Raw genomic sequence first — 7,178 nt, 5'->3', positions numbered from 1 at the left:
CGCCACCGGCTGGGTCCGCCCGCCAGCCGGAGTGAACGGTTCGCCGTCGGCGGCCACGGCCCCCACCGCCCCCGTCCCGGCCCCCGGGCCCGCCCAGGACGGCGCGGCCCCCGCCCCCGACCGCTGGCGGCCCTGGCGCTTCCGCATGTCCAACGACGTGTGGGGCACGCCCGTGGTCTCCGGCGATCTGCTGTACGTGACGTCCTTCGAGGTCCACGCGCTGGACGTGGGCAACGGCCGACGCCAGTTCAAGACCCGTGACGTGGCCTGGGCGATGGCCGTCGAGGGCGGCCGGATCCACGCCTCGGACGGCCCCTCGCTGTACGCGCTGGACGCGGCGAGCGGCGCCGAGCAGTGGCGGCTGTCGACCGACGCCTGGGTGTACGCGCTCAAGGCCGACCGGGGCACGGTCCTGACCGCGACCCGAGGCGGCGGCGTCCAGGGCTGGGAGGCCTCCAACGGCGAGAAGCTGTGGGAGATCACCGGTGCGCAGAGCGACTTCGAGACGGCGGAGGCCGGGCCGGTCATCCACGACGGCACGGTGTACGTCTGGCAGGACGCCCGGCTGCGCGCGCTGGACGCCCGTACGGGCATCGAGCGCTGGTCGTACCCCATCGGCGACGCGGCCTCCTGCGGCGGCGTCCCGGTCCGGGTCACCCCGGCCACCGACGGCTACGTCTACATCGCGGCGGGCACCCGGGTGCTGGCGGTGGAGACCGGCTCCGGCCGGGTGCGCTGGCACTTCGAGTCGCCCGCGGTCTTCCTCTCCCCGCCCGCGTTCGCGCCGGGCCCGGCGGTGACCGGCGGCGGGGTGTACCTCGCGGACTACCTCGGCACGGTGTACGCGCTGGACGCGGCGACCGGCAAGGACCGCTGGCGCATCGCCACGGAGGCCCGCGCCTCGATCGAACCGGTGCTGGTCGCGGTGGGCAACGTGCACGTCGGCAGCGGCAGCGCGCTCTATACCCTGGACGCGGTCACCGGCACCCCGAAGTGGCGCTTCGCGGCGGGCGGCGACGTGGTCGGCTCCCCGGTGGTGGCGGACGGCCGGGTCCACTTCGGCTCGGCCGACCACGTGCTGTACACGCTGGACGCGGCGGGGGGCCAGCTGCGCTGGAAGCTCGCGACGGGCGGCGAGATCACGGGCTCGCCCGTGGCCCAGGCGGGCGTGGTGTACGCCTGCAGCAAGGACCGCTGCGTCTACGCCCTGGACGCCCTGAAGGGCACAGGCACAGGCAACAGAGCCCGCACCTGAGCGAGGTCCTCGCCGGAGGATGTCCTCAATCGCCGGACGGGCTGGGGGTGTCCTCAAGCGCCGGACGGGCTGGGAGGGGTGTCCTCAAGCGCCGGACCGGCTGGGAAGGGCGTCCTCAAGCGCTGGACAGGCTGGGAGGGTGTCCTCGGGAAGTGTCCTCAAGCGCCGGACCGGCTTGAATTTCCCGCCCGTCCGGCACACTCCAGCCCGTCCGGCGTTTGAGGACGGAACCCTTGCCCGGTGGGGCGGCGACCCCGCGGACTCCCAGCCCGTCCGGCGATTGAGGACGGAACCCTCGACCGGGTGGCCGTCAACCCTGTGGTGGACGGTGCGGCGGATGCACCGGATCCCGAGGATCGGGCCCCGTGTACGGCTCCACCTCCGGCTCCGGCCACGGCGACTGCTGCACCGACATCCCCGGCTCCTGCGTAGGCGGCCACGTATCCACCTGATCCGCCGCCGGCACGGCATACGGCTCCACCGGCTCCCGCCCCGACCCCCGCCGGCTCCGCCGGCCCCTCATCAGCAACGCCCCGATCAACATCAGCACCCCACCCGCCAACGCGTTCGCCACCCCCACCTGCAACCCCGCACCGTCCCCGCCCACCACCAGCGAGCCCGCCGCCTGCCCCTGGCGGACCATCCACAGGATCGTGAAGCCCAGCACCACCAGGCCCGCGAAGGCGACCACGAGCCGCGAGCGGAGCACCACGCCCAGGGCCACCAGCAACGCCGCGGCCAGGAACGGCAGCAGGATCGAGACCAGCACCCCCGACTCCGCGGCCGTGATCCCCTCGAACAGGTCCCGCACCCGGTAGTCGCGCCCGACCCGCCCGTCGTACCAGTCGCGGAACGGGCTCAGTACGGCGGAGGCCGCCCCGGCCAGCGCCACGACGGAGCCGAGGATGTTGCGGATCATCGTCAAGCCTCCAGGGGCGTACGCGAACGGGCCCCGTCACCGACGCTACGCCCGGACGATCACCCCCGCCACGCAGACCATGACCGGACCGTGACAGGGTCATGACCCGAACGTGGAGTCCCGCACGGCATGCTGAGGGTCACAACGCACGCCACCGGCTCGACATACGGCAACGAAAATCAAGGGGGGCTGCATCCATGATGCGGCGACAGACGAAGCTCGCGGCGGTCCTGGTCGTGGTGGTGCTCGCGCTCACCGGATTCTCCACCTCCACCAGCGGCGGCAAGAGCGGCAAGAGCAAGAGCGGCAAGAGCAGCAGTTCGGGCGGCGGTTGCTCCAGCTCGAAGAAGAGCAACAACGGCTACCGCGACCACGACTACGACGACGACTACGGCGACAGCTCCTCGTCCTCCGGCTCGTCCGGCTCCTACGGAACCCCGACGCCCACCGCGTCCGACGCCCTCGCCGTCCGGGTCATCCGCTGCGCCGCACCGCGCAAGGGCAAGCGCAAGGCGGTCACCTCGTCGCTGATCGAGGTGGAGGCGAACGATCCGTACACGCAGGCGTACGAGATCGACGTGCGGTTCGTCGACGCCCGCGGCAACACCGTGGACACGGCCGAGGCCACCACGATCCTGGACAGCGGCGAGTTCCGCACGCTCACCGTACGGATGGAGAGCCCCGGCAAGGTGTCCCGGGTCAAGCGCTGCGAAGTGACCGCCAAGGCGGTCTGACCGCCTTGGCGGCACCCGCTCACCGCACCCGCTCACCGCACCCGCTCACCGCACCCGCTCACCGCACCCGTGGCTCCCCGCCCGCGCCCCGCGCCTCGAACAGCTCCGCCTGCCGTTCCGGGGCCAGGTTGCCGAGGGCGATCAGCGCCGGGGCCTGGGCCATCGCCTGGGTCCTGGCCGCCTCCTTCGCGGACCACACCGCCCGGACCGTGCCCTGCACCGCATCCGTCGGGTAGCCGGCGATCACCTCCGCCGACCGCAGCGCAGCCGCCACCGCGCAGCCCGGCTCCGTCACCTCGCTGACCAGCCCGACCGCGTACGCCCGCTCGGCGCTCACCCGCTCCGCGGTGCCCATCAGGGCCATCCGGGCCACCTCCCCGAACGGCATGCGCTGGGCCATCGCGATGGCCTCGTACGCCGAGACCATCCCGTACGTCGTGTGCGGGTCGAAGAACGTCGCCTCCCGGGACGCGACGACGAACTCCGCCTCGCCCAGCAGATAGAACGCCCCGCCGCACGCCATCCCCTCCACGGCCGCGACCACCGGCTTCCACAGGTCGTTCGCCTTGGGTCCGATGCGCAGGAGCGGGTCGTCGAGGGCGTACGGGGACGGGGGCTGCGGGACGGTGACGCCGCGGTCGATCCCCGTACAGAACGCACGTGTCCCGGCCCCGGTGAGGACCACGGCCCGCACCGACGCGTCGAACCGCAACTCCCGCCACAGCGAGGCAAGTTCCTCGGCCGTCTCCAGGTCGATCGCGTTGAGCTTCGCCGGCCGGTCCAGGGTGACGAGCGCGACCCCGGTCTTCTCGTCCCGCTCGGCGCGCAGGGCCATCGCTCATCGCTCCAGGAGCCAGCGCACGAGCGTGACACCGTCACCGGGCCCCGCCGGGCAGAAGGCGGCCCGCACCGGCGCGCCGATCCGCAGCCGCGCCGGGTCCACCGAGTTCAGCGGCGCGTCGGGCGAGGCGACGACGTTCCCGGCCAGCCGGATCTGCGGGGCCTCCACCAGCTCCACCAACACCGCGTTGTACGGGGCCTGTTCAGCGTAGGCGGGGAGCAGGGGCGGGTGCGGGATCACGTACGACCAGAGTCGGCCGCGCCCGCTCATCAGCCGCCACTCGCTGTCGAAGGAGCCGCAGTGAGGGCAGCAGGGCCGGGGCGGGAAGCGCGGTTCGCCGCAGGCGGGGGAGGCGCAGGCCTGGACGCGCAGTTCGCCGCGTGCGGTGTACTCCCAGAAGGGCGCGCCGTCCTCGTCGACGACGGGAAGCAACAGGGATTCGCTCGTCATGGCTCTCCTCAACTCCTCAACTCCTCATCTCCTCAACTCATCAGTTCCGCAGCAGCACGGCTGACGTCGGTACGCCCTCGCCCGCGGTGACCAGGCAGGTGGCGGCGTCGGGCACCTGGGCGGTGGAGGTGCCGCGCAGCTGCTTCACGCCCTCGGTGATGAGGTTGAAACCGTGGACGTACGCCTCGCTGAGCCCGCCGCCACCGGTGTTGACCGGCAGCCGCCCACCACTCTCCAGCGCGCCGCCCTCGGTGAACGCGCCGCCCTCGCCGCGCCCGCAGAAGCCGTAGCCCTCCAGTGAGAGCGGGACGAGCGGGGTGAACGCGTCGTAGATCTGGGCCACATGCACATCGTCCGGCCCGAAGTCGGCCTGTTTCCACAGCTGTCGGGCGGCCGTCCAGGCGGGGCCGGTGAGCGGGTCGTCGTTCCAGTAGTTGACCATCCCGTGGTGCTGGGCGGGCAGACCCTGGGCGACGGAGTGGAGGTAGACGGGTTTCTGCCGGCAGTCGCGGGCGCGTTCGGCGGAGACGATGACGCAGGCCAACGCCCCGTCGGTCTCCAGGCAGTTGTCGAAGAGGCAGAGGGGCTCGCTGATCCAGCGGGAGTTCATGTACATCTCGCGGGTCAGCGGGCGTTCGTACATGATCGCGTCCGGGTTCTGGTTGGCCCGGTTGCGGCAGGCGAGCGCCACGTTGAAGAGATGGTCGCGGGTGGCCCCGTACTCGTGCATGTAGCGCCGGGCCAGCATGCCGATCTCGTCGGCGGGCCGCAGCAGCCCGTAGGGCCGGGTCCACTGGGCGGGCGTGGGGAGTTGGACGGCGGTGTTCTTCCAGGGCCGGGGCCCGGATCCGCGTTTGCGCGACCGCCAGGCGACGCCGACGCTCGCCTGCCCGGTGGCGACGGCGGCGGCGAGATGGGCGAGCGTGGCGCAGGACCCGCCGCCCCCGTACCCCACTTTGCTGAAGAACGTGACGTCTCCGGCCCCGATCGCCTTGGCGACCTCGACCTCGTCGGTCTCCTCCATGGTGTACGAGGCGAAGCCGTCGACTTCCGAGGGTGCGATGCCCGCGTCGTCGAGGGCCGCCAGGATCGCCCGGCAGGCGAGCGTCTTCTCGGACTCCGGGAGCTGTTTCGCGAACGCCGTCTGCCCGATCCCGGCTATCGCCGTCGCGTCCTTGAGCGTTGCCATCCGCTGACCTCCCGCACCGTCGAGCCTGCTGACAGCGGCAGAGGCTACCGCTAATCTGACGGATAGTCAGCTGTTGCGGCGGCAGGAGGGCACGTGATGCGGGGCGACGAGGAATGGTGCAGCATCCCGGAGCTGGTGCGGACGGCGGCGCGGCGGTACGGCTCCGCCGAGGCGGTGGCCGACGGCCGCACCCGGCTCTCGTACGCCGAGCTCGGCGACCGGGTGGAGCGCGCGGCGGCCGCGTGCATCGCCTCCGGAGTGGAGCCGGGCGACCGGGTCGCGATCTGGGCCCCCAACACGACGGAGTGGATCGTCTCGGCGCTCGGGGCGGTGAGCGCGGGCGCGGTGCTGGTCCCTCTCAACACCCGGTTCAAGGGCACGGAGGCGGCGTACATCCTGCGCCGCAGCCGGGCCAGGCTGCTGTTCGTCACCGGCACGTTCCTGGGCACCTCGTACGTGGCGTCGCTGCGGCGGGCGGAGGTGAAGCTGCCGGACCTGGAGCGGGTGGTGGTGCTGGCGGACACGGCCCCGGAGGACTACACGAGCTGGCCGGACTTCCTGGCGGCGGGGGAGGGCGTTCCGTCGTCCGCCGTACGGGAACGGGCTGCGGCCATCGCCCCCTCGGACCCGTCCGACATCATCTACACCTCCGGCACCACGGGCGCGCCCAAGGGCGCGGTCATCACGCACGCCCAGACGCTGCGCGCCTACGCGATCTGGAGCGACCTGGCGGGCCTGCGCGAGGGCGACCGGTACCTCATCGTCAACCCCTTCTTCCACACCTTCGGCTACAAGGCGGGGATCATCGCCTGTCTGATGCGGGGGGCCACGATGGTGCCGCAGCCGGTGTTCAACGTGGACACGGTGCTGGCGAACATCGCGGCGGAACGGATCTCGGTCCTGCCCGGCCCGCCCACGCTCCACCAGTCACTCCTGGACCACCCGGCCCGGGGCGCGTACGACCTCTCGGCCCTCCGCCTGGTGGTGACAGGCGCGGCGGTCGTGCCCCTCCAGCTGGTGGAACGCCTGCGCAACGAACTGCACATCGCGACGGTCCTCACGGCGTACGGCCTCTCCGAGGCGAGCGGCATCGTCACCATGTGCCGCCGGGGCGACCCGCCGGAGGTCGTGGCCACCACGTCCGGCCGGGCGATCTCCGGCACCGAGATCCGCGTCCTGGCGGAACCGGGCACTCCGGGTGAGGTGCAGGTCCGCGGCTTCACCGTGATGGCCGGCTACTTCGAGGACCCGGACACGACGGCCGCCACGATGACCGAGGACGGCTGGCTCCGCACCGGCGACGTGGGCGTCCTGGACGGGGCGGGCAACCTGCGGATCACGGACCGGATCAAGGACATGTTCATCGTGGGCGGCTTCAACGCCTACCCGGCCGAGATCGAGCAGCTCCTCGGCCTCCACCCGGACGTGGCCGACGTCGCGGTCATCGGCATCCCGGACCCGAGGCTGGGCGAGGTCGGCAAGGCCTACGCGGTCCGCCGCCGCGGGGCGACGCTCACCGCGGACGACCTGATCGCCTGGTCCCGCCGCGAGATGGCGAACTTCAAGGTCCCGAGGGCGGTGGAGTTCGTCCCGGAACTCCCGCGCAACGCGAGCGGCAAGGTGGTGAAGGGGGAGCTGCGAAGCCTGTAGCCGTCGCCTCCGGACATGCGGAACTCCGGACATGCGTGAGGGGCCCGAGCGTTTCCCCCGTCCCGGGCCCCTCACACATTCCCCCGTACCGCGACCGCGGCGGCTCCCCCTCGGCGTCGCCGCGGTCGCTTCCCCCGTAT

The 7,178-nt window shown here is 72.4% G+C and carries 7 protein-coding genes; 3 read left to right on the top strand and 4 right to left on the bottom strand.

The window, feature by feature from the left end; genetic code table 11:
* A partial coding sequence (locus tag G3I54_RS05260; protein WP_164611606.1) for a PQQ-binding-like beta-propeller repeat protein occupies nucleotides 1-1,255 on the top strand: 1,255 nt, incomplete at its 5' end.
* Between the two features lie 310 nt (nucleotides 1,256-1,565).
* Here G3I54_RS05260 and G3I54_RS05255 read toward each other — a convergent pair.
* Entirely contained in the window at nucleotides 1,566-2,174 is a 609-nt protein-coding gene (locus G3I54_RS05255; protein WP_164611604.1) for a hypothetical protein, read from the bottom strand.
* 197 nt (nucleotides 2,175-2,371) lie between these two features.
* On the opposite strand from G3I54_RS05255, the gene G3I54_RS05250 reads away from it, so the two are divergent.
* Entirely contained in the window at nucleotides 2,372-2,908 is a 537-nt protein-coding gene (locus G3I54_RS05250; RefSeq protein ID WP_164611602.1) for a hypothetical protein, read from the top strand.
* 58 nt (nucleotides 2,909-2,966) lie between these two features.
* On the opposite strand, the gene G3I54_RS05245 is transcribed toward G3I54_RS05250, so the two are convergent.
* The 3 genes from G3I54_RS05245 to G3I54_RS05235 are packed head-to-tail and all read right to left on the bottom strand — an operon-like array spanning nucleotide 2,967 to nucleotide 5,388.
* On the bottom strand, nucleotides 2,967-3,743 hold the full coding sequence (locus G3I54_RS05245; RefSeq protein WP_164611600.1) for an enoyl-CoA hydratase/isomerase family protein: 777 nt from the start codon (nucleotides 3,741-3,743) through the stop codon (nucleotides 2,967-2,969).
* A gap of 3 nt (nucleotides 3,744-3,746) precedes the next feature.
* Nucleotides 3,747-4,199, bottom strand: coding sequence for an OB-fold domain-containing protein (locus tag G3I54_RS05240; protein ID WP_164611598.1), 453 nt, complete (start codon nucleotides 4,197-4,199; stop codon nucleotides 3,747-3,749).
* A gap of 40 nt (nucleotides 4,200-4,239) precedes the next feature.
* Nucleotides 4,240-5,388, bottom strand: a complete 1,149-nt coding sequence (locus G3I54_RS05235; RefSeq protein ID WP_164611596.1) for a lipid-transfer protein — start codon at nucleotides 5,386-5,388, stop codon at nucleotides 4,240-4,242.
* Nucleotides 5,389-5,484: 96 nt separating this feature from the next.
* On the opposite strand from G3I54_RS05235, the gene G3I54_RS05230 reads away from it, so the two are divergent.
* A complete protein-coding gene (locus tag G3I54_RS05230; RefSeq protein WP_164611594.1) occupies nucleotides 5,485-7,038 on the top strand; it encodes a FadD3 family acyl-CoA ligase in 1,554 nt (517 codons plus the stop codon).
* The last annotated feature ends 140 nt before the right edge of the window (nucleotides 7,039-7,178 follow it).

The organism is Streptomyces sp. SID14515 (genome assembly GCF_010548505.1).
In the GTDB taxonomy this organism is placed as follows: Bacteria; Actinomycetota; Actinomycetes; order Streptomycetales; family Streptomycetaceae; genus Streptomyces; species Streptomyces caviscabies.
This window is presented reverse-complemented; position numbering and strand designations above follow the sequence as displayed.

What these genes read in the sequence shown, in the direction of transcription:
- G3I54_RS05255 (WP_164611604.1), bottom strand. Translation starts at nt 2,174, where the DNA reads ATGATCCGCAACATCCTCGGCTCCGTCGTGGCGCTGGCCGGGGCGGCC.
- G3I54_RS05245 (WP_164611600.1), bottom strand. Translation starts at nt 3,743, where the DNA reads ATGGCCCTGCGCGCCGAGCGGGACGAGAAGACCGGGGTCGCGCTCGTC.
- G3I54_RS05230 (WP_164611594.1), top strand. Translation starts at nt 5,485, where the DNA reads ATGCGGGGCGACGAGGAATGGTGCAGCATCCCGGAGCTGGTGCGGACG.
- G3I54_RS05250 (WP_164611602.1), top strand. Translation starts at nt 2,372, where the DNA reads ATGATGCGGCGACAGACGAAGCTCGCGGCGGTCCTGGTCGTGGTGGTG.
- G3I54_RS05235 (WP_164611596.1), bottom strand. Translation starts at nt 5,388, where the DNA reads ATGGCAACGCTCAAGGACGCGACGGCGATAGCCGGGATCGGGCAGACG.
- G3I54_RS05240 (WP_164611598.1), bottom strand. Translation starts at nt 4,199, where the DNA reads ATGACGAGCGAATCCCTGTTGCTTCCCGTCGTCGACGAGGACGGCGCG.